This is a genomic window from Pirellulales bacterium (genome assembly GCA_033762255.1).
Lineage (GTDB): Bacteria > Planctomycetota > Planctomycetia > Pirellulales > JALHPA01 > JANRLT01.
This window is the reverse complement of record JANRLT010000040.1, coordinates 1-19,883: the sequence shown is the minus strand read 5'-3', so window position 1 is coordinate 19,883 and position 19,883 is coordinate 1. Positions and strand designations below refer to the sequence as shown.

The window sequence follows — 19,883 nt, the reverse complement described above, 5'->3', positions numbered from 1 at the left end:
TGGCAATTTTTTCGCCCGTCCATTGATTTGCGGACTTAAGTCCACACTACATCCCTGGAGTTACGGACTTAAGTCCGCACTACGATCCACCCCCTATCCCGGTGGCCAGCTCAAAGCTCGGCCACCCAGCAGGTGGAAATGCAGGTGGTTGACGGTTTGCCCGCCGTCGGGACCGTTGTTCACGACCACGCGGTAACCATTTTCTAGTCCGGCGGACTGGGCCAGTTGGCGAATCACTAGCCACAAATGTCCCAAGAGGGCCGCATGTCCGGGTTGTAGTTGATCGACGGCGGGAATCGGTTCTTTGGGAATGACCAGGATATGCGTCGGCGCTTGGGGGTGAATATCCCGAAAAGCGAGGCAAAGTTCATCCTCGTACACAATGTCGGCGGGAATCTCGCGGGCGATAATGCGTTCAAAGAGCGTTTGCGGCATGGCGATATCCAATTTGTCCGTTTGGCAACAGGGCGATCAACCTCTATTATGAAGGTAGCCCGCCAGCTTGAATAGTCTGGGAACTGGAACAGTTTGGAACACAGACAAGCCGCGGCGGTAAGGGACATTCTTAACAGCCGCTCCGCATGGGTTTGACATTTTTGACACCGTGGCTGTTAGCGGGCGTGGGCCTGGTCGCCGCGCCGATCATTCTCCACCTTATCATGCGCAAGCAGCCGCGGTTGGTGGTGTTTCCGGCCTTGCGATTTGTCAAACTGCGGGAGCTGGCCAACCGCCGCACCCTGAATCTACGGCATTTGCTCCTGTTAATTGCCCGTTGTCTGGCGATTCTGCTCTTGGCCGTCGCCTTGGCCCGACCCAGCTTACAAAGCGCGGGATTTTTGGGGGAACAAGACGCTCCCGTGGCGGCGGCGCTGGTGTTTGACACCTCCGCCCGAATGGAGTACCGCCAGGATAATCAAACACGTTTGCAGGCGGCCCAGGAAATTGGCGAATGGCTTCTGACGCAACTTCCCCGTGAAAGCGGCGTGGCGGTGCTGGACACACGCACCCCTGGCGGAGATTTTGCCCCGGACATGCTCGCCGCCAAGCAGCGCGTGGGCGTGCTGAAGCCCCAGGCGATTTCCCTTCCCCTGGTAGAGCAACTCGCGACGGCGTTTCGGCTGGTCACCGAACAAGAAGCCCAAGATCGTAAGGAAGTTTATCTCTTCACGGATTTATCGCGCGCCGCCTGGCCTGATTCGCTGACCGCCCGCTTTGCGGCCTTGCGGCAGGAATTTAACGCGGTGGACCTGTATATTATCGATGTCGGCGTTACCGAGCCGCGGGACACCAGCCTGGGGGATGTGCGGCTCAACCAGCAAATTTTACCTCCGCAGGGAACGTTGGTTGTGGAATGCCTGGCAAACCGAACGGGAGCCGACCAGGAACAAGAATTTGTGCTGTACCTGATCGATGACAATGGCAAGCCGCAAAAGCGCGGCGAACTGACTAAGAAACTCAAATCCGACGAGGGAGAGCCGCTGACCTTTCGAGTGACGCAATTGCCCGCCGGTACGCATCAGGGGGTGCTGCAAGCTTTGGGCGAGGACGCCCTCCCCTCGAATAATCAACGCTACTTTACCGTGGAGGTCCGCAGCGCGCGGCGCATACTGATCGTCGCGCCGGATCGTAGCGAAAACTTGGCCGAGGGGTACGCCTTTTATCTGCGCATGGCCCTCGATCCCGAACCGCTCCGCCGCGCGGGGCTGTCACGCTTTGAAACGGTGCTCTTGCGACAGGATCAACTCTCCCGCGCGGACTTTAAACAGTACGACGCGGTCTGCCTGTTGGACCCGGAACCACTCAACCCCGTCATCGCCGAAAAACTGCGAGATTATGTGCAAACCGGGGGGGGGCTGGGAATCTGGCTGGGACATAACGCCGCGCTGGAACAATTTAACTCCGGTGCCCTGCGCGAATTGCTTCCCGCGGACTTGGTCCAACAATGGCGCGCGGGGGATCGCTCGGTTTTCTTGGCACCGACCGATTTGCAGCATCCCATTTTGCGGCCGTTTCAAGCCAGCGAAACCAACAATCCCTGGATCGATTTTCCCGTGCGCCGCTTTTGGCAACTTGGACCCCTCGACCCGGGGGCCACGGTGGTGATTCCGTTTAGTAATCGCCTCCCCGCGCTCTTGGAAAAACCGCTGGGCCAGGGACGCATTTTTGTGATGACCACGCCGATTTCTGAAAGCGCCAACGACCCCAACGCCTGGAACACCCTGGCCACCGGCTTTGACCCGTGGCCGTTTGTGATATTATCCAACGAAATGACGTTGTACCTGCTGGGGAACCAAAGCGAACGGTTCAACTTTTTTGCCGGCGAAGAGGCGATCCTGCAAATCCCCGAAGCCCAGCGGGCGCTCTCGTTTACGCTGACCAATCCCGTGGGGGACACCCTAGGCCAGACCGTGGATCAGCAAACCGGCCTGCTGCGCACCAGCGCCACCGAGCAGGTCGGCAATTATCAACTGCGCGCCGGAGGCAAACGGGATGGCATTCAACGGGGGCTGAGCGTCAACACCCCCGCCGCGCTGTTTAACCTGCGGCGTGTTACACCCACGGAGCTAACGGAATTTCTCGGTGAGAAACGGTTCAAACTGGCCCGCACCCGCGAGGAAATCGACCGGACCGTCAGCACCAGCCGCAGCGGCGTGGAGCTATACCCCTATTTGATCCTGCTGGTTGCCCTTGTGCTAGGCCTGGAATATTACCTGTCCAATAAATTTTATCGCCGTGTGAGCGATGCCAATCCGACCAAGGAGGCCTTGGCGGGATTCAATAGCAGGGGGGAATCGGCGGCAACCACCACGACGGGCGAAAAATCCTCCCCAGCCAGCGTTGCCGGCAATACGGGCACCGGCCCCCAGCCGGTTTCGTCCACGCAATCCCCTCCCCCACCAGCCAACAGCAGCGCGCTGGGAAGCGACCTCAGCGGCGAAAACTGGCCACGGAGTAAGGGTTAGTGTAGTTCGGGTTTCAGCTGGATATACCCTTTCTAGCAAAATATAGCGCAGCTAGCGTTTCGCAAAGGCACGAAGAATTGATGGGTAATAACCGCATTACGCAACCGCTTTGCGGTTGAATTTTTTGGATTGTATTATTCCCAGGGTAACCGCTGCGCGGCAACCCTGGGCTGAGTCACGCAACCGCGTTGCGGTAAAGGCTTACCGCGAAGTGGTTCTGGAACGTAGCCCAGTGGTTGGAGCGCAGCGACTACCCTGGGATATATAGAAATCAGTGAATCTAAACTCCAACGGAGTTTTGTAAGCTATTTGCAAACCCGGGTAAAAATCCCGCTACAATTCACTGGAATGGATATATTATGCTACGGACTAAAGTCCGTGCTACATGCAAGCCAGCTTCAGCCCGTAACTCAAAAATCGCTCATGTACCTACGGACTAAAGTCCGTGCCACGACCACGTTATTACAACTCATTACAAAATCCACCATGCCTCCCATTCCCGGCAGAAAACCCGTCATCCAACAATTGCACCCGCTGCAAGTGCAAATCCTAAAGGAAAAAACTCCCGCCGAACGGCTGGCCCTGGGTTTTGGCATGTGGAGATCCGCGCGGAATCTGGTGCGGGCCGCTATCCGGCATGAACATCCCGACTGGTCCGAGGATCAAGTCCACGCCGAAGCGGCCCATCGTCTGAGTCATGGAGCGACCCGCAATGTCCCGCTAAAACAACACTAATACACCCCTTTCCCCTTAATCATCATCCTCTTCCCCGGCGGTCGGTGATAATTGCAGCTTTAGCCCCGCCAGGCCCCGCCCATGCGCGCCAGCCCAAGCGGCCGGATAGGGGATATCTTCCCCTTTGACCGCGTGCCATAAAATCCGGTTCATGGCGTCATCGTCAATGCGGTCCGGCAACGTCAAATCTTGCCGCTCGCTCAGCTCGGCCAGTTCCCGCAGCTTCGCGGGCAATTGATTCTTTTGCAGCGTTAGCTGATTCAACTTGATCTGTGCCGGGCGGGCAGTGAACGGCGTCACATCCGCCTGTTCGGTAAAGCATTCCCGCATCAGCGGCGCCAGGCCATCCAGTTGATTCAGGTGCGGCAGGCCCAAGATCCGCTCAATCGTATGCACGACCGAAGATTGATTATAAAAGTTGCTGACCACCGCCTTCCGCTTGGTATAAGGGCTTATCACCAGGCATATCGAACGATGCCCATCCACATGGTCCCAACCATCTTGGGGATCATCCTCGATGACAAAAATGCAAGTCTTGGGCCAGAACTTGCTATTGCTGATCGCTTCCACAATGCGGCCCAAGGCCAAGTCGTTATCCGCCACATGCGCTTGCGGGGTCGGCATGCCGGGCGTTAATCCCGACGCATGGTCCTGTGGCAAGTGCATGATTACCAGGTTGTGCCACTCGCCCGATTTTTCCGCCGCGCGAAACTCGGTCAAAAACCGCTCTGCCCGCAGCACATCGGGAATGTTCATGTTCCAACCGGGATAATCCGGCGCGGTGTATTTCACTAGATTTTCGATCCCGCATTTATTAGTGATCTTCAGCGTGTTGGCCCCGCTGTCAAAATCCTCCCAAATTTGCTTAAAGCCCCCCGGTTGCGCCTCGGTATAAACCAGTTCGCCATAATTGCGAAACGTCTTGCCATGCAAGAGCGCGTTATCCCACAAAAAACCCGCGCTGGAATACGTCAGCGGGTCATCCCCAAACGTGTAACTGCGATTGAACCCTCCAAACGCCTTTTCCAGGTGATCCGTGACGATCCCCTCTGTCGCCCAACTGTGCCCATCCGCCGAGAGGACGCCATTGCAGTAAAAATTGTCAAGCAGCACAAACTCCTCGGCCAACGCATGATGATTGGGCGTGACATCCGGGCCATAAATGCAAAGCTCGGGCATGCCGTTGCCTTGTTTCAGCTTGCCAAAGACCTGATCGTAAGTCCGATTTTCCTTGATGATATAAACCACATGCTCAAAGTGGCTTGGTTCCCCCGCACGGGCGGGAAGGGGGACCGGCGGGACATCGGCCTGGGCCTTTTCCGCCTGGGCCAAAACCTGCGGCACGCGGCTGTCGGCTAAAACTTGCTTAGTATAAGCGGCCAATTCTTCCGCCGTGGGGATCGTGACCTGGGTGAGCGAACCCCGGTGCTGGTGCGAGTTGAAACCTGTTCGGTTGGGTTGCGCGGTGCGGCTCCCTTCTCCTTTGACATTGGCAATAAAAAGTTCCCGCCCGTTAGTGATCACTCCTCCCGGAAACCAACCCGTGGGGATAAAGCCGGTAATTTTAGGCTCTTGGTCTTTTGTCAAATCCAGCACCGCCACCGCGTTATTGCCGCCGTTGGCCGCAAACAAGGTCTTGCCATCCGGCGATAAACAGAGCGCATTGGTCAAGCTGCCAAATGGTAAATTTGGATCGGGACGGACGATCACCGTTTGAATTTTTTCCGGCGCGGCTGTCGGAATCATTGAGACCGTGTCGGAATTGGCATTCGCCACATAAAGCGTCCCCCCATCGGCGGAAAGTGCCAATCCCGCGGGATGCAGCCCGACGGCGTATTCCGCCACCATTTCATTCTTGCCCAAGTCCAGCTTCCCCACGGTCCCCGTCTTGGCAATGCCCCGCTCATCAATCACCGTGGGCGTCCCCGCGGAGAGCGCGGTCAGGTCCCCCGCCTTGGCCATTCGTCCCCCCCAATTGCTGACATAAGCTGTTTTTTGGTCGGGAGTGATCACCACCGCGTACGGGGCAACACCCACGGGAATTTCGGAGATCAATTTCCCCGCGGTCAGATCCAGGACGCCGACACTATTGCTGCGCGAGAGACAGACCAGCGCGCGGGCGCCATCGGCAAAGAGAGTTATTCCCGTGGGATAGGGGGGGCCGCCGACCTTGGCCGCGGGAAGGGTAATCCCGGGGTCATAGGCCCATTTGCCAGCGTCATCCTGGCGGGCGATCTGCACTTTATTGCCAGAGTTGGTCGCGTAGACGGTTTTATTATCGGGGCTGATGGCCAAACCATGCAGGGAGGCCCCGCCACCGCCGGGAAAAGGCAATTCGCGCTGGATTTCCCAGGGGGCCGGATCGACAAACACCAGGCCCCGATGGTCCTTGGCAACCAGAAAGCTACCGTCCGGCGCCAGGGCCAAATCGACCGGCCGCCCGGGATAAGCCACGGTTTTCCCCGCGGGACGAATGAGTTGACCCGTGGGAACCAGATGCCCGCCGCCGGTCGGTCCAACCGGTAGGGAATCTTGGGCGTGTAAACAGAGCAAACTCTGTCCCAGGGTGGCGCAAAGAATCAAGTAACGCAGCATGGTTTAAATCGAAAGAAGTGTGATACTGGGCGTAGCTTGTGGGCCGAAGGCCCAACCTATCCCAGCCTAGGGCAAGCGCAGCGTCGCCCTAGGTAAAGTGAAGTAAAAGTGGCAGGGCCAAAGGCCCGCTTCATCCTAACAGTCCACAAAAAAATCGTTGTTAATTATCAGCCTGAAACATGAACAGGATCGCGAGCTAAAACAGGTACGCCTGGCTATGAACGCACGCTTGGCAAAAAATGGCAACGGCCAAAAAAATAGTGGCAGGCGTCCCTTGGGACGCGTTATAGTGGAAGTTCGGTGGCGGTGCAAATGAATTTTTGATAATGAGGTCAGGCATTATTACATGAGTTGCAAATTTTTCCTTGTGGGCCAAAGGCCCAACCTATCCCAGCCTAGGGCAAGCGCAGCGTCGCCCTAGGTAACAGTTTATAACTGATATTGGTAGGGCCAAAGGCCCGATTCAATTGTTTTTTACTAAACATTTAACCCCTAGCCGCATCCGCGCTAGACATTGAGTTGCGCACGAAGCATGAATCAATTTGATCGAATTACGTCGGATCCGGCTGTTATGAATGGCCAACCCTGCATCCATGGCATGCGACTTACGGTCCGGAGGGTGCTAGAAGTGTTAGCCCTGTATGTCGATCGTGCGGAATTGCATGCGGAATACCCCGAACTGGAAGCCGAGGATATTCGCCAAGCCTTGGAATTTGCCGCTGTTTAACTGGAATGAAAAACTCTCATCAAAGGTTGATAACTTGGTTTTAGAGGACAAAAATCATGCACCGTCCCATGTCCCGCGCGCTAGGTACGATCTTGTGCTGGGGTTTGCTGTTGCTTTTTGCCTTACCCGCCGTCGCCCAGACCCGACAGCAAAAGGTTTTGGCGGACAAGGAAAATGTCGAAGCGGACGGCTTTTGGATTTATAACGATCTCCCCCGGGCCTTTGCCCAAGCCAAAGCCGAGAATAAGCCGTTAGTTGTCGTCCTGCGCTGCATTCCCTGCGAGGAATGCGTCAAACTGGATGATCACTTGGTCGATACCGATCCCCAGTTGCGACCACTGCTTGAGCAATTTGTGCGCGCCCGCGTGGTCTTTACCAATGGCTTGGATTTAAGTCTCTTTCAGTACGATTATGATCAATCGTTTGCCGTTTTTTTACTCAATGCCGACGGGACGATCTATGGCCGCTTTGGCACGCGCTCGCACCGGACCGAGTGGATTGGCGATGTCTCGATAGCAGGTTTGGCCAAAGCCCTAAGCGGTGCCCTGGAACTGCACCAGGATTATCCCGCCAATCGTAAAGCACTGGCTGGCAAACGGGGTTCAGCCCCGGACTTTGCCACGCCCGAGAAAATCCCCGGGTTAGAGAAATACACCAGCCGACCAGACTACGCAGGCAATGTCGTGCAGACCTGTATCCACTGTCATCAAATTGGCGATGCACTGCAAGCGAGATATTTGCGGCAAGGGAAACCTATTCCGGATGAAGTGCTCTTTCCATATCCCCACCCCACGTCGCTGGGATTGGTCTTGGATCCCCAAGAACGCGCTACAGTCAAACAGGTGCTAAAAGACAAACCGCTCGGCGAGGGACATTTTCAAGCGGGAGATCGTATCAATAGCGTGAACGGACAACCCATCCTCTCGATCGCCGATGTGCAATGGGTGCTGCAGCAAATACCCGCAAAAGGTGGAACCCTGGTCATCGAATACAAACGTGGGCAAGATACAATTACCCAGGAAATGTTGCTGCCTCCGGGCTGGCGCAGGGGGGACGACCGCTCGTGGCGGGTCAGCACGTGGGAACTGCGCAGGGTCGCCACGGGGGGGATGTTGCTGGAAGCGGCGACCGACCGACCAGCGGATTTACCAGATGAACGGATGGCCCTGCTGGTCAAGCATGTCGGGGAATACGAGCCGCACGATGTGGCCAAGCAAGCTGGATTTAAAAAGGGGGACATGATCATTTCCTTTGCCGGTCGCACCGATCTGCCGCGCGAGACTGACTTGCTGGTCCATGCCCTGGGCGACCTGCGTCCCGGGACGAACGTGCCGGTCACGATTCTGCGTGAGGGGCGGGAAATCAAGCTGGAATTACCTGTGACGAAATCAGCCGACCGGCGCTAGCCCACGGTTGCTGTGTCGTAAACGGCTATCCAATCACTGAAAAATATTTCTTTGTCGATGGTGACATGATGCTAGCCAATAATCGAAATACCGCGACCAGATTGAACTGGAAGCAATTCTGCATCTGCCTGGGCCTATTTTTGACAACGTGTTCGCCGCTCTGGGCCGCAGGGCCACTAACGCCGGAACAATCGCACGCCCAGTTTGTGTTGGCCGATCCAAATTTAGTTATCGAGCTGGTCGCCAGCGAGCCGGACGTGCAAAGTCCCGTGGCGATTGCCTTTGATGATCAGCGGCGGATGTACGTCGTCGAGATGCTGGATTATCCCAATGGCCCCGCCCCGCGGCAGCCGCCGGAGGGGCGAATTCGCGTGTTGGAGCCGGACAAGGATGGCCGTTATCGTGCCCGGCCACAGCCATTTGCCGACAAGCTGCTCTTTGCAAATGGAATTTTGCATTATGATGGTGGGTTTATTGTCACCTGCGCGCCGCACATACTGTATCTGGACGATACCAATAGCGACGGCGAGGCTGATAAACGGGAAATCCTCTTTGAGGGGTTCAATGAGGGGAATCCCCAACTGCGCGTCAGTTCGCCGCTGCTGGGCCTGGATGGCAAAGTTTATGTGGCGAATGGCCAAAGCGGCGGCAAAATTCGCCAAGTGCATGGCCTAGAGGGGGACGCCGCCAAAAACGCCCCCGTCATCAATATCAGCAACCGCGATTTCTGCTTTGATCCCATTACGATGCAGGGGGAGGCGGTCAGCGGCATGGGCCAGTTTGGGGCCACGTTTGACCAGTTTGGGCGGCGATTTACCTGCACCAACCGCAACCACTGGATTTACAACCCCCTCCCCGAAAAATACATCCGCCGCAACCCGCATATGGTTCCGCCGCTGCAACCGGAGGATGACCAAGGCCCCGGCGGCGCGGCCAAAATCTATCCCCTGACCCGTAACGGCGCAACCATGCCCGAGCACGCGGGGACGTTCTCCGCCGCGTGCGGTATTCATGCGTATTGCGGGACGCTCCTCCCAAAAATCTATCGCGAGAGCCTGCTGATCTGCGACCCAACGGGAAATCTGGTCCGGCAAGAAGTCCTCACGCCCCAGGGGGCGGGTTTTACCGGACGCCCCGCTTACCCCAACCAAGAGTGGCTGGCGTCGCGCGATCCGTGGTTTCGGCCCGTGTTTATCACCACCGGTCCCGACCGCGCGCTCTACATCGTCGATTTTTACCATCAGGTGATCGAACATCCCGAATGGCTGCCGGAGGATAAGAAAAACGATCCGAGCATTCATGCCGGTAAGGACCGGGGGCGAATTTGGCGGGTTCGGCCGCGGGATGGGTTAAGACCTGAAGTAACGGAACACAAGGAGGAGCAAGCTACACAAGATGCGGACGTGCTGGCCGCGAAAGAGGTACGTGAGAATTACAGGCTACTGCAGAATGGACAGTATGAGCCTAAACTTATCTCACGCAATAAGGGGTTTTATCATCCGCAAGTTCGAGCACAGAGTATCAAATTCTTTGCAAGCTTAATTTCCAAGGAATTATCCGTCACACGTGATCTACGTTCATACGCGTACGACGAAGATGCCAGTGTACGTTTTCAGGCTGCTCTTGCGTTGGGTGCTTTCAATGACAATAGCGTCCTTGAGGCACTAGCAGCGATTGCCTTGAGCGATGCAAACGATCCTTGGACAAGACTTGCCGTACAAACAGCCGTTCCCGAACGCGCTGGAAAGCTGCTTGCAATTTTATTTGAGGAGTATTCCGATGTATTAACTTGGGGTGATAGGGATGACGGCACTATACCCCCCTTGCAACTTTGCCAACAAATCTCCCCCGAGCGTCTCCTTCTCGTCCGCGAACTGGCCGGTCTGGTCGGCAGTCGCCGCGATAAGGCCGACATTCTGACCGTCCTGGAAGCCATGTTCGCCATGCAGGGGCCGCACGCGCTCGAGTATCAACTGGCCGTGCGGGCCGGCCTGGGGGATGGCGTCGCCCGGCGACGGGGAAACTGGCAAACGCTGGTCGAGGCCATTCAGCCCGAAGGGGCCAAATACATCGAACGGCTGGATGCGCTGATGGCCAACACGCTGCGGCTGGCTCGCGAAGGTCGGGAGGAAACGCCCCAGCGGCTGGCGGCCATTGCCACACTTTCCCAAGTCGATTGGGCGGTCGCCCAGTCGGTGTTAACCCCCTTACTCACCACCGACCAACCGGAAAAAGCGCGTCTGGCGGCGATTCAGGCCCTTTCCGCCCACGCCAGTGACGAAGTCGCCGGGATGCTGGTTTCGGCCTGGCCTGCGCTTTCCCCTGCCGCGCGGCGGGCCACGCAAGAGGCGCTCTTGGCCACGCCGCATCGCGTCCTAGAACTTGTGTCCGCGTTGGAAGCGGGCAAAATCGAACCCTCCACGATAGAACCGCTCCGCCGTGCCCAACTGACTGGGCACAAGCGTTCCGACGTGCGGGAGCGGGCCAGTAAAATCTTTGCCGCCGTGGCCACGCCCGAACGGCGCGAGGTGGTCGCCCGCTATCAAGCGGCCCTGGAACTGGCGGGCGATTATGGCCGGGGGCGGGCCGCGTTTATCCGCGTGGGGTGCGCGTCGTGCCACCGCGTGGGCGAAGTGGGCGTGGCGGTGGGGCCGGACATCTCCGACACCCGCACCAAAACGCGGGCCGCGCTCATCCAGGATATCTTGGACCCCAACGCCGCGATCGACGGCAACTACTTTAACTATGTGGTCGAAACCAAGGATGGCCGAACGCTGACGGGGCTACTCTCCACCGATACCGCCACCAGCATCACGCTCCGCCGGGCGGATGGCCAGACCGACACGCTGCTGCGGCAGGACCTAGAGAGCGTGACTTCCACGGGCAAATCCCCCATGCCGGAGAACCTGGAAACACTCCTCACGCCGCAGGACTTGGCCGATGTGGTGGAGTATTTGTTTGGCAGGGGGGGAGTGGAGTGATGGAGGAGTGGAGTTTGGAGGAGTGCAGAAAATTGTAGCGGAACTCGCAAGAATTCCCTCTGCGGTAGCGGAACTTGTTTTGGGGAGTGGGGTTTGGAAGGTAGAAGAATGGAGAGTGTGGTTTGCGTTTCGCACGTAGGTCCCGACCGCCGGGCGGGACTTGTATAGAGCATTGGAGCGCTGTATAGCAGAACAAGCAAAAGTTCCACCGCACGCTAGTCGGAATTCTGGCAAATTTCCGCTACCGGATGGTGAGTTATACGATACGTCACCCTGCGCAAATAAAAAAAGGCGGAGAGCTGCGCTCTCCGCCGTTTATTAGCCGCAATCAAGCGATCCCGGAACTTACTTGTTCCAATTGGGGTCGATGATATTTCCGTCACTCTTATGTCCCAGACGCTGGAAAGTGACTCGGTTAATTTCGAACGATATCGTATGGACCGAGGCATCCGCCATCACAATTTGCAATCCGGCGGGATGTCCCGACCCGAACAAATTACTATTGGACCCCCAACTCCCTTCGATAAACCGGTCGGGAATCGGTGTTCCCGCTGTCCAACGAACCACATCCCAGTCATAACCCAGGTTCCAACCCTGGTCGTTGTCCTGGTCCGTACCGCTAATGGCTTCCAAGAACTTCAGGTTTAGCGATTTTTCACCGTAGAGCAGCGTCTTGCTCAGGCCATCGGTAACATGCTTGACCAGTACGCTACCACGACACAAAGTAATACCACTTCTGGAAAAGTTATTCCAACCACCATTTTTCTCAAAACTTACCGCATCACCATAGCTTGATGGTCCATATGGTTGTGCCCCATCCCGATCGCTTCCCGAGCAGGCCACGTAATCATTGCGCACGACATACTTGGGCCGTGGTTGGGCGTTAGCGTAGTTCGTCCCGTGGGTAAACGGGATCGACTCAGGCCGCCGCCGTGACGGACAAAAGTAACTGGGGACGACGGTTTCAATTGCCCGGGAAATACCCGCCAGCTTTTGCTTGCTGTTAGGGGGACCTTTCCCCATGTCGTACACGTCTTTTTCTTCGATATAGGGCAAAATGCAAAACATCCAGCCGCTGGGTTGGTTTTTACCCACGCCCAAATCCGGATCACCGGCCCAACCCCAGCCCCAGCCGCCGGTGGGAAACACCTTTGCGGCGCTGATATGGTTTTGGGCGGCGACGCCAAATTGCCGTAAGTTATTGCGGCAAGAGTTGCGTAGACCTGCCTCGCGAGCCATTTGAATCGCGGGAAGTAGCAACGCGACAAGAATGCCAATAATGGCGATAACAACGAGCAATTCCACAAGTGTGAAACCACGGACAGAACCGGCACAGCCATGCGCGGCAGGGCGCGTGCGACGACGCTCAATCATGATAATTTTCCCCGTAATGCGGAAATTGACCCCTACAGGTCAAAATCCTACCCGCCAGAAAACGACGACCCCCGTCTATTTCCGGCAAAACGATCCCCTGAGACAAGAACTTCTTTATACCTCTCTTCGCACCAGATTGCACGAACAATTTGTGAAAATTTTCGAATTGGCAGAAAGAGGTAATTTCTCTTGGCGCGATAAACAGCTATCCAAAATATGGCAATTATTTTATGGCACGATTTACAGCTTAAAGTTGAGGGTTTGCAGCACCAACCGCAACGCCCGCTGCCCGAGGGTTTGCGGGTCGGCATGGATGCGGGCCCTGCCGCGCATCCCCGGCAACAATAAGCTGCGGGAATCGTCAAACCGCGCTTTGGCTTCATAAGAAGTGCTAATCGGCCGTTCGATCCCTTTTTGGTCGGTCTGAGTTTCGATTTCTCCCCCGGTTTTGACGCTATTGGCCCGTGATATTGCCGTAACCCTAGAACTGGAAATACTTTCCAGCGTGCTGGATAACATTTCATGCGGCAGCGAGTCCAGCTTGATCTCGACGGCTTGGCCGGGACGGACAAAATCGACCTCGGTCTGGTCGATCACCATGATGGCTTCTAATTCTTGGGGGTTGCCGATCAAGCAAAAGAGCGTGGCCATTTCCAGGACGGCCCCGCGATTTTTGGCTTGGAGGGGGGTACCCGACCAGCCGGGAAGCTTGCCATCCTCGTCAACGGGGGGTTCGGGGAGAGCGGGGGGAGAAATAATCGTTCCCGCCACATCCGCCACCAGGATCAAACGGTCCAAGTCTTGCAATTTTAATTCTAATTGTTGTTCGGCGACCTCCAATTGCTTGCGAATGGTGGCAATTTCATTTCCCGCGCTCGAGCGCGGATCGTGTCTTTCGCGTAGGAGCGATTGGAACCGCTTGCGCAGGTCTTCGGTTTTTTGCTCCAATTCATTGATATCCAACTCCAGCTTTTCATTCTTGAGTTGGGCCAATTTAGTTCCCGGAGTGACGCGGTCCCCTTCATTGACAAAAACCTCCACGATTTCCCCGCTTACCTCCACATACACCGGATGGGCGCGGCTGGGATGGACCTCCACCGAGCTAAACACGCGGTATGGCAGCGGAATCAGCACAATCGCGCCGATCACTCCAGCCAAGATGAATCCGGTAATCGTGACATTTTTAGCCTTCACTTGCTCCATCCTCCCCGGCGCGGAAAAGAACTTGTATAAATTCCACATTGGCATGACCAGCAAACTGGCGAACGACGCCAACGCCAGCAATTGGCCCAGCACCCGCAGGCCGTTCCCTTCAAATACATGATACAAAAAGAACAGAATGGAAATGGACACAATCCACAGATAAACCGTGGCGGCGACGCTATACAGGGCAAAAAACCATTGATTACGCTGGGGCAAAAACGGGTCGTCCTGTTCCTTTAATCCCAGGCACCACACGCCCAGCTTGCGGCCCAGAATGGTGGTGGCTTTTTGGCGGAGATTGGGGATTTCCGCCAGATCCGACAAAATGTAGTAACCGTCGTATCGCATGAGGGGATTGGCGTTAAACATGACGGTACTAACGGAGCTGACAAACATCGTGCTCAGGCAAAGAAAATTAAACAACCCCGGCTGGCTAAACCACCAGCCAAACGTGGCCAGCCCGGCGATAAATAGCTCCACATACATCCCCGCCGCGCCAATCATCGCCCGCTGCCATTTACTAGGGAGCATCCACGAGTCCGAGACATTGCAATACAGGCACGGGGTAAAGACCAAGAGCATGGCCCCCATTTCGTGGCATTCGCCGCCAAACTTTTTACAGGACAAACCGTGGCCAAACTCGTGAAAAATTTTGGTCACCGCCAGCGCCAAGCCCAGCCAAAACCAGTTGCGCGCGGCAAAAAATTCGTGAAAGGTCGGTAGCTTACTTTGAAATTGATCAAACTGGACAAGCACCAACAAAAGCGCGGATATCGCGGTTCCCAGGACAATGACCGCCCCGTACCAGGTAAAGAGCCACCCAAACCAGGGCAATAGCGCGGTTAAGATCCTCTCGGGGTCGATCCCTTTGAACCGAATTGCCAGAATATTGGCGAATTTGCCCCACAGTTCGCGCCATTGGCGATCCTTGTGCCGTTTGAGCAGTTGTGGCCCCTGCCCCGGCAGATCGGCAATGACTAAATGGCTGCGATGCAACATGCCGATCAGACGGCCCAGCTCGTCCAGCGTGATTTTTTGCGGGGCAAACTGTTTTTCGAAGCGGCGCTTCATCTCGTCCAGGCTGGTTCGCCCGTCGAGCATGTTCAAAATCGCAAATTCTTCCTCTTGAAAGCGAAAATACGCCAGCCCCAGCGGATCCTTGACAATCCAGTACAAGCTCCCCTGGTAACGGGACTGCTTGACCACCAAGTCTGGCCGTCGTTTTACAGCCAACGCCCGCGCGGTGCTAGAAGACAAACTGTCGGCGAGCGTGGGCATGGGGGGAAAAGCTGAATAATTAGCAATAAAGGGACAAACGCAGTCAAATACTATTCTATAAAGAACAAGGGTGGGAAAGAAATGACCCTGTTGCTAACTCGGGGAAATATTCTGACATAGACCGAAAAAATGTTTTATGTCAAATATGCCGCTGCCCCGCTAAACACAATCCACATAATTGACCATGCGGAGCCAACTCCGCCGCTGCCCGTGCCAAGTCCGCACGGTTGAGGATTATGTCCACATCCCGCGTGTTACGCACCACTGCCTCATCCACCTGGGCCACCCAGTGTTGCACGGCATGGTCGCCAATCATCGCATAAGGAATTTGAGCCGCATGGGGGGAATTGGTTACGCGATGCAAACGATCCTTGACAATCCGATAGCTCGCTCGATTCTCGCCCACAGGGCGTCACCAGAGTATTTGATCTCGAGCATGTTGAAGTAAGCTTATCTTCCCCTTGACACAGCTAACCCCCGCCACGGGGAATAAGTATTTCGGGAAAATCCGATACGTCCCACGCCCGCAAGTTATTCTACTCTTATAAAACGGTAAAATCCGCAAAAAATTACTCCCACAGCGCCTCACCCGCATACGACGTCAGTGGCACAAAAATCAGCAGAGGTAGCCACGCCCCCAACGACGGACTGATCAAATAGCTGCTCCCCAGGTACTGGCAGCCCAGCACCACCACCATAAACCCGATCACAACCACCACGCACCAGCCCACGGCCAGAAAGACGTTACGGTTTTGCCCTCGCAGCAGGAGCGGCAGGCCCAAAAGCAACAGCAGCACATCCAGTGCGGGTTGCAGCAACCGCGCGTGAATCCCCACGCGCACATCGTTTCCGTAGTCCATCCCCCGCCGATACAATCCGGCGACCAACTCCGCGGTCGAGGCATACTGCCGCCAACTGAGTGGATCGACCAATAGCTCAAAGGCGACTTCGCTGGCCACAAACGCCTCATCGTGCGCCAGCCAGTTTGCTTCCGCCGCGGTCCAAAGAACTTGCTCGGCGCTGGACAACCGCCATCCCGGCTTTTTGTCTATCGCCACAGGCTGGGTTACACCCTTTAAACGATAGCCCGCGGGATGGTCGGCGTTCCCCGACTCGTAACTAGCCGTGCGGGCGACGAGCGTCCGGCCCCAGGTCGCCGCGGCGGCCCGCGGAAGGGAAAAGTTAGGCTCCAAGATCTCTTTGGAATCCAACGATAATCCCCTCCCCCGCAAAATAATCCCGCTCCAATAATCGGGCCGCGGGTCCAACTTGCGCTGTGTTTTGCCCCCCAGGTCTTGCGCCGTGCGGGTTAGTTTTTCCCGATATTGCGGCAATACGACCTCGCGTCCGGCGGCGGCCACAATGGCCAAGCCCCCGCCCATCAAAATCAATCCGGAAATTGCCCGCCGGGGAGAGATGCCCGCCGCAAGAATCGCGGTAAGTTCCTGGTGCCGCTGCAAACCGGCCAACGTAAACATGGCCGCCACTAGCGCCAAAATCCCGCTGGTCCGGTCAAAAAAGGCCAACGACCGAAAGAGATAGTATTCCCCCATCACCGCTAGGGGACTGGTTTCGGTCCGTTGCGCATATGCTAAAAAATCATCCAAATTACCAAACGCGTCGATCATGACGTACAGCCCGGTCAAGCTAATAAAGCACACCAGCCACGTCCAAAAAAACTGTCCGATCAAATATCGGTCAAAAATTGTTAACATGTCCGCCAACCCCGCAATCCGCGAAAATGCCCCTTCCAAAAACAATGCGGGAAGAATGCTAGCAGCCAGATGTGATTACCACAAGATCGAACTGACGATCATGCGGCATTCGACGTGCAAATCAGGCGAAAGAAATAAAATAAGCAACCTAGGGAGCCTGGGCGACTCAGGGCTTTTTGGATTCGTAACGTTCGACCAAACCGCATTCCACCAATAACCGTCCTTGGGTGTCGTATCTCTGGGATAATACCTCCCCCAGCAAATAAGCCGCCTCACTTTTGGTGCCAATCGCCAGCATGGTTCGTTGCCAGGGAAATTCCCCCACCCAGGCAAACGTGATCCGTTGCCCCGAAATAGCCGCAGGCTTCACACAAACAAAGCTTTCGCGGCGGGGAAGCTCCTCTCCCTGAATTGGAGCCGCCCAGAGATAGACCCGCTGGCGACGGGGAGACGAGGGGGCTTGATCCGTGGTGCCGGATTTTTTGCCGGTCAACGGGGCTTCCTGCTCGTCAAGCCAGGGGCGGCTGATCATAGTGGTGGGTCTGCCAGTCAATTTGCAAATGCGTCATCAAGGCCCTGGGCCCATCAACAGGCCACTGCGACTCATCGAATATATACCTTATAATTGGAAGGGAGGGGTAAAATCGGGTTAAAACGGATCATAAGGATAAACGGAGTTTTTCTATTGTCTGGTAATTATTGGGAAGGGGGTGTCCTCTGGTTATCCCGAGACCACGGCATTTTGGGGAAAAAGTGTTGGATATTTACCCGGAGCGTATTATTTTTGAGGCCTACTGGACTATCCAGTCTGGAAATGACTGAAAATTATTTAAGAATCCTATCATCCGGCAGGGATTGACCTTACGAATTTTCGAAAAATTGTAAGTTGAGCTTGAAAAGTTATTGAAATTTGCGCTAGCATCGCCTAAGTTGTGGAAATCGTGTTGATGGAACGCTTTCTACTTGCCACAAGGATGTCGCTATGGCGCAACACCATTTTTCGAATTTTTCGGATTCGAACTCCTCGGCCACAACACTTTCCCCCGTCGCAAGCCCCCGTGCCGATTCTCTTTTACGGCCAGTCGCCGACAAAAACCGTTCCCCCGCAAAAAGCACCATCGGGGCTGAAAAACGGAAATTAACCAGCGGTCTACTAGAAAAACCCTTGCCCCTCCGGGCAACCCCCCGCCTCCCGGAAGATGCCGTCCAAACGCCTCCCACCACGGATCGGCGTCCCTCGCTTTCGGCTTCCGCGGGGATTACCCGCACTCGCTTGGTTCCCCGTTCCACGCCAACTCCCCGGCGTCCCAGCGAACCGGTCCTTGTCCAACCGGCCCGTTCCGGCGATCATCCCGATATTCAGCAACTGCTGCTGAATGTGTTTCATGCCCCGTCGCGGGACGACTTTCACGCCTGGAGCGAGCGTCCCGGCTACGACCCGCAGCAACGCTTGCTGGTTAAGCACCGCGATCGCTTAGCCGCCCATACCTTGGTGACGGACTACGTTTTGCAGTTTGGAGCTTGCGAGTTGCCCGTCAAACAACTCCATTGGCTGGCCACGTTTCCCAGTTATCAGGATCGGGGATTTGCCACGGCCCTGGTCCGCGCGGCGGAATCCCGCATGCGCGCCGAACAGACCCCGCTGGGCGTCCTTCGCACCAAAATCCCCCATTTTTTTGCCCGCCAAGGTTGGGCGGTATGCGGTCGGCATTCCGTCTCCCATGGGCGGGCGCGGGAAGTATTGGCCCGGTTGTCGGCCTTGCCGGCGGGACGGCTGTTCCCTTTGTCAATTCGATATTGGCGGCATGTGGAGTTACCCGCGCTGATGCGGATCTATGCCCAGAACTTGCCCCAGGCATACGGTGCCGTGGTCCGCGGCGAGGAAGATTGGCGCTGGCTAATCAGCCGCAAGGCCTTTGATCATATTTTGGTGGCCATTCATGGGCGGGACCGGATGGATCTAGAGGACACCCGCGCCCCGCTAACCGGTTACGCCATTATGCGGGGCCAGCGAGTCGTTGAACTGGTAACCGATCCCGCCTATCCCACCACGGCCGAGCAACTATTGGCGCGGGCGTGCGGTGAAATGATCGAAAACGACCGCCAAGAATTGGCCGTGGAGGCCGCGCCTGGCTGCGAAGTCCACGGTTATATCGCCGATAGCGGCGGTCAATTTAATCAAAGCGAAGCGGACGGCGGCGAAGCCCTCATGGTAAAAATTCTGGATTTTGCCTCCTTGATCGCCCGCCTAGGCCCAGAAATCCTCTCCCGCGCGCAAGCCGCGGGGATCAAGGGACCATGTGAATTGGGCTTTCACTTTGAAGGCCAAAAAGGCCAATTAGTCCTGAATCGTAAATCGGTGCAATGGATCCCCGGCAAGTTGGGCCGCGCTTACCTACAGTTAAAAACGGCGGAATTGACCCGCTTGTTATTGGGGCATGGCTGTGTGCGAGAGGCCCACGCCGCAGGGCGCATATCGGCCACGACCAACGCCGCCCTGCAACTGGCCCAAACGCTGTTCCCGCCGGTCCCCTGGTGGCGACCCAGTTGGGATGAACTGGGTGCGTAAAAAATAGTATTTCCTCAAGATTTATTGTTTAAACTCAATATTTTATTTGCGACGACGACCCCAGGTAAAGCAAATGGCGGCCAGGCTTCCCAGGACCCAGGCGCTCGGTTCGGGGATGGCGTTCACGACGGGGTTGCCTCCCAGGGGGTTCCCCACACCGCTGCCAAAGTTGCTATCAATCGGCAGGTAATCCGCAGGGGTGATCAACCCGTCAAAGTCGCCATCACCCAGCGTCCAACCGCCCGATAGTCCCGGCGTGGTGGTCCCCAGGTTGCTATCCACCACAACGTAGTCCGCGCCATCCACCTGCCCATCCAGGTTATAGTCCCCCGGATAG

General features: G+C 56.2%; 14 protein-coding genes. 6 read left to right on the top strand and 8 right to left on the bottom strand.

The window, feature by feature from the left end; all coding sequences use genetic code 11:
* Positions 1-93: 93 nt before the first annotated feature.
* On the bottom strand, positions 94-435 hold the full coding sequence (locus SFX18_11195) for a histidine triad nucleotide-binding protein (protein MDX1963711.1): 342 nt from the start codon (positions 433-435) through the stop codon (positions 94-96).
* Positions 436-581: 146 nt separating this feature from the next.
* Here SFX18_11195 and SFX18_11190 point away from each other — a divergent pair, with 146 nt between their 5' ends.
* Both SFX18_11190 and SFX18_11185 read left to right on the top strand, forming a co-directional pair.
* Positions 582-2,963 carry a BatA domain-containing protein gene (locus tag SFX18_11190; protein MDX1963710.1) on the top strand — a complete coding sequence of 794 codons (2,382 nt, stop codon included), beginning with the start codon at positions 582-584 and terminating at the stop codon, positions 2,961-2,963.
* Positions 2,964-3,386: 423 nt separating this feature from the next.
* Positions 3,387-3,698 carry a hypothetical protein gene (locus SFX18_11185; GenBank protein MDX1963709.1) on the top strand — a complete coding sequence of 104 codons (312 nt, stop codon included), beginning with the start codon at positions 3,387-3,389 and terminating at the stop codon, positions 3,696-3,698.
* Between the two features lie 15 nt (positions 3,699-3,713).
* Here the strand turns inward: SFX18_11185 and SFX18_11180 are convergent, their stop codons facing one another.
* Positions 3,714-6,293, bottom strand: coding sequence for a bifunctional YncE family protein/alkaline phosphatase family protein (locus SFX18_11180; GenBank protein ID MDX1963708.1), 2,580 nt, complete (start codon positions 6,291-6,293; stop codon positions 3,714-3,716).
* Positions 6,294-6,825: 532 nt separating this feature from the next.
* Here SFX18_11180 and SFX18_11175 point away from each other — a divergent pair.
* The 3 genes from SFX18_11175 (at position 6,826) to SFX18_11165 (ending at position 11,407) form a co-directional block, all read left to right on the top strand.
* Positions 6,826-7,020, top strand: a complete 195-nt coding sequence (locus tag SFX18_11175) for a DUF433 domain-containing protein (protein ID MDX1963707.1) — start codon at positions 6,826-6,828, stop codon at positions 7,018-7,020.
* A gap of 56 nt (positions 7,021-7,076) precedes the next feature.
* Positions 7,077-8,426 carry a Trx7/PDZ domain-containing (seleno)protein gene (locus SFX18_11170; protein MDX1963706.1) on the top strand — a complete coding sequence of 450 codons (1,350 nt, stop codon included), beginning with the start codon at positions 7,077-7,079 and terminating at the stop codon, positions 8,424-8,426.
* Positions 8,427-8,491: 65 nt separating this feature from the next.
* Complete coding sequence (locus tag SFX18_11165) at positions 8,492-11,407, top strand: c-type cytochrome (protein ID MDX1963705.1); 2,916 nt, start codon at positions 8,492-8,494, stop codon at positions 11,405-11,407.
* 345 nt (positions 11,408-11,752) lie between these two features.
* Here the strand turns inward: SFX18_11165 and SFX18_11160 are convergent, their stop codons facing one another.
* The 5 genes from SFX18_11160 to SFX18_11140 all read right to left on the bottom strand — a co-directional run bounded on the left by SFX18_11160 (position 11,753) and on the right by SFX18_11140 (position 17,509).
* On the bottom strand, positions 11,753-12,781 hold the full coding sequence (locus tag SFX18_11160) for a DUF1559 domain-containing protein (GenBank protein ID MDX1963704.1): 1,029 nt from the start codon (positions 12,779-12,781) through the stop codon (positions 11,753-11,755).
* Positions 12,782-13,021: 240 nt separating this feature from the next.
* The gene (locus tag SFX18_11155) at positions 13,022-15,262 is read right to left on the bottom strand and encodes a biotin/lipoyl-binding protein (protein MDX1963703.1); all 2,241 of its coding nucleotides are present in this window, start codon (positions 15,260-15,262) and stop codon (positions 13,022-13,024) included.
* Positions 15,263-15,401: 139 nt separating this feature from the next.
* Positions 15,402-15,668: a hypothetical protein gene (locus tag SFX18_11150; protein MDX1963702.1), complete on the bottom strand. Its 267-nt coding sequence runs from the start codon at positions 15,666-15,668 to the stop codon at positions 15,402-15,404.
* Between the two features lie 163 nt (positions 15,669-15,831).
* Positions 15,832-16,977: an LptF/LptG family permease gene (locus SFX18_11145; GenBank protein ID MDX1963701.1), complete on the bottom strand. Its 1,146-nt coding sequence runs from the start codon at positions 16,975-16,977 to the stop codon at positions 15,832-15,834.
* Between the two features lie 166 nt (positions 16,978-17,143).
* Positions 17,144-17,509 carry a hypothetical protein gene (locus SFX18_11140; GenBank protein ID MDX1963700.1) on the bottom strand — a complete coding sequence of 122 codons (366 nt, stop codon included), beginning with the start codon at positions 17,507-17,509 and terminating at the stop codon, positions 17,144-17,146.
* Positions 17,510-17,959: 450 nt separating this feature from the next.
* On the opposite strand from SFX18_11140, the gene SFX18_11135 reads away from it, so the two are divergent.
* Positions 17,960-19,546 (top strand): GNAT family N-acetyltransferase, encoded by a 1,587-nt coding sequence (locus SFX18_11135; GenBank protein ID MDX1963699.1) that lies wholly within the window; start codon positions 17,960-17,962, stop codon positions 19,544-19,546.
* 42 nt (positions 19,547-19,588) lie between these two features.
* On the opposite strand, the gene SFX18_11130 is transcribed toward SFX18_11135, so the two are convergent.
* Positions 19,589-19,883: hypothetical protein (locus tag SFX18_11130; GenBank protein MDX1963698.1), on the bottom strand; the 295-nt coding region annotated here is incomplete at its 5' end.

Excerpts from the sequence above, each read along its gene's own strand:
- SFX18_11180 (MDX1963708.1), bottom strand. The coding sequence starts at position 6,293 with ATGCTGCGTTACTTGATTCTTTGCGCCACCCTGGGACAGAGTTTGCTC.
- SFX18_11170 (MDX1963706.1), top strand. The coding sequence starts at position 7,077 with ATGCACCGTCCCATGTCCCGCGCGCTAGGTACGATCTTGTGCTGGGGT.
- SFX18_11160 (MDX1963704.1), bottom strand. The coding sequence starts at position 12,781 with ATGATTGAGCGTCGTCGCACGCGCCCTGCCGCGCATGGCTGTGCCGGT.
- SFX18_11195 (MDX1963711.1), bottom strand. The coding sequence starts at position 435 with ATGCCGCAAACGCTCTTTGAACGCATTATCGCCCGCGAGATTCCCGCC.
- SFX18_11175 (MDX1963707.1), top strand. The coding sequence starts at position 6,826 with ATGAATCAATTTGATCGAATTACGTCGGATCCGGCTGTTATGAATGGC.
- SFX18_11140 (MDX1963700.1), bottom strand. The coding sequence starts at position 17,509 with ATGATCAGCCGCCCCTGGCTTGACGAGCAGGAAGCCCCGTTGACCGGC.
- SFX18_11185 (MDX1963709.1), top strand. The coding sequence starts at position 3,387 with ATGTACCTACGGACTAAAGTCCGTGCCACGACCACGTTATTACAACTC.
- SFX18_11155 (MDX1963703.1), bottom strand. The coding sequence starts at position 15,262 with ATGCCCACGCTCGCCGACAGTTTGTCTTCTAGCACCGCGCGGGCGTTG.
- SFX18_11145 (MDX1963701.1), bottom strand. The coding sequence starts at position 16,977 with ATGTTAACAATTTTTGACCGATATTTGATCGGACAGTTTTTTTGGACG.
- SFX18_11165 (MDX1963705.1), top strand. The coding sequence starts at position 8,492 with ATGATGCTAGCCAATAATCGAAATACCGCGACCAGATTGAACTGGAAG.
- SFX18_11190 (MDX1963710.1), top strand. The coding sequence starts at position 582 with ATGGGTTTGACATTTTTGACACCGTGGCTGTTAGCGGGCGTGGGCCTG.
- SFX18_11135 (MDX1963699.1), top strand. The coding sequence starts at position 17,960 with ATGGCGCAACACCATTTTTCGAATTTTTCGGATTCGAACTCCTCGGCC.